At 70.4% G+C, this 1312-nt stretch carries 1 pseudogene; it reads right to left on the bottom strand.

Annotated features, from left to right (window positions below):
- Positions 1-1279 (bottom strand): annotated as a pseudogene (locus tag AB0J68_RS32285) (aconitase family protein); the annotation flags it as partial.
- Positions 1280-1312 lie beyond the last annotated feature (33 nt).

Raw genomic sequence — 1312 nt, forward strand, 5'->3', positions numbered from 1 at the left:
GCATGGTGCCCTTGGCCGCCCAGTCCCGCGACGAGCCCGACCCGTACTCCTTGCCGGCAAGGATGACCAGCGGGATGCCGGCCTCCTGGTAGGCCATCGAGGCGTCGTAGATGGAGGTCTGCTCGCCGGTGAGGTGGTTGACGGTGAAGCCGCCCTCCACCCCGGGCACCAGCTGGTTGCGCAGCCGGATGTTGGCGAAGGTGCCTCGGATCATCACCTCGTGGTTGCCCCGGCGGGAGCCGTACGAGTTGAACTCGTGGCGCGGCACGCCGTGCTCGGCGAGGTACGTGCCGGCGGGGGAGTCGGCCTTGATCGAGCCGGCCGGCGAGATGTGGTCGGTGGTCACCGAGTCACCCAGCTTGGCCAGCACCCGCGCGCCCGAGATGTCGACGACCGGGCTCGGCTCCTGCTGCATGCCCTCGAAGTACGGGGGCTTGCGCACGTAGGTCGAGTCGCTGTCCCAGGCGAAGGTGTCGCCGGTCGGGGTGGGCAGCGACTGCCACCGCTCGTCGCCGGCGAAGACGTCGGCGTACGCGGCGCTGAACCCGGTCGCGCCGATCGCCTGGGCGATGACGTCCTGGATCTCGGCGCTGTTCGGCCAGATCTCGCGCAGGAAGACCGGGTTGCCGTCGCTGTCCTCACCGATCGGCTCGTTGGCCAGGTCGATGTCCATCGTGCCGGCGAGGGCGTACGCGACGACCAGCGGCGGGGACGCCAGGTAGTTCATCTTGACGTCCGGGTTGATCCGGCCCTCGAAGTTCCGGTTGCCGGAGAGCACCGAGACGACCGACAGGTCGTGCTCGTTGACCGCCGCCGACACCTCCTCGGGCAGCGGGCCCGAGTTGCCGATGCAGGTGGTGCAGCCGTACCCGACCAGGTTGAAGCCGAGCTTGTCCAGGTAGGGGGTGAGGCCGGCCCGCTCGTAGTAGTCCATGACGACCTTGGAACCCGGGGCGAGGGTGGTCTTCACCCACGGCTTGCGGGTCAGGCCCTTCTCCACGGCGTTGCGGGCCAGGAGCGCGGCACCGATCATCACCTGCGGGTTGGACGTGTTGGTGCAGGAGGTGATCGCCGCGATCACCACGGCGCCGTGGTCCAGCTCGTACTCGACGCCGTCGGCGCTGGTGACCCGGATCGGGTTGGTGGCCCGGCCGCCCGCGCCCACCGCCGCGGTCTCCAGGTCGCGCGGCTCGTCGGCCGGGTCGCTGAACTCGTTGGCGGGCGGGTCGCTGGCCGGGAACGACTCGGCGCTGGCCTCGTCGGCCGGCCCGTTCGCGCCGCGCGGCAGCTACAAGACGGGCACACCCCAAAA

Origin of the sequence: Micromonospora sp. NPDC049580 (assembly GCF_040675595.1) — a bacterium.
Taxonomy (GTDB): domain Bacteria; phylum Actinomycetota; class Actinomycetes; order Mycobacteriales; family Micromonosporaceae; genus Micromonospora.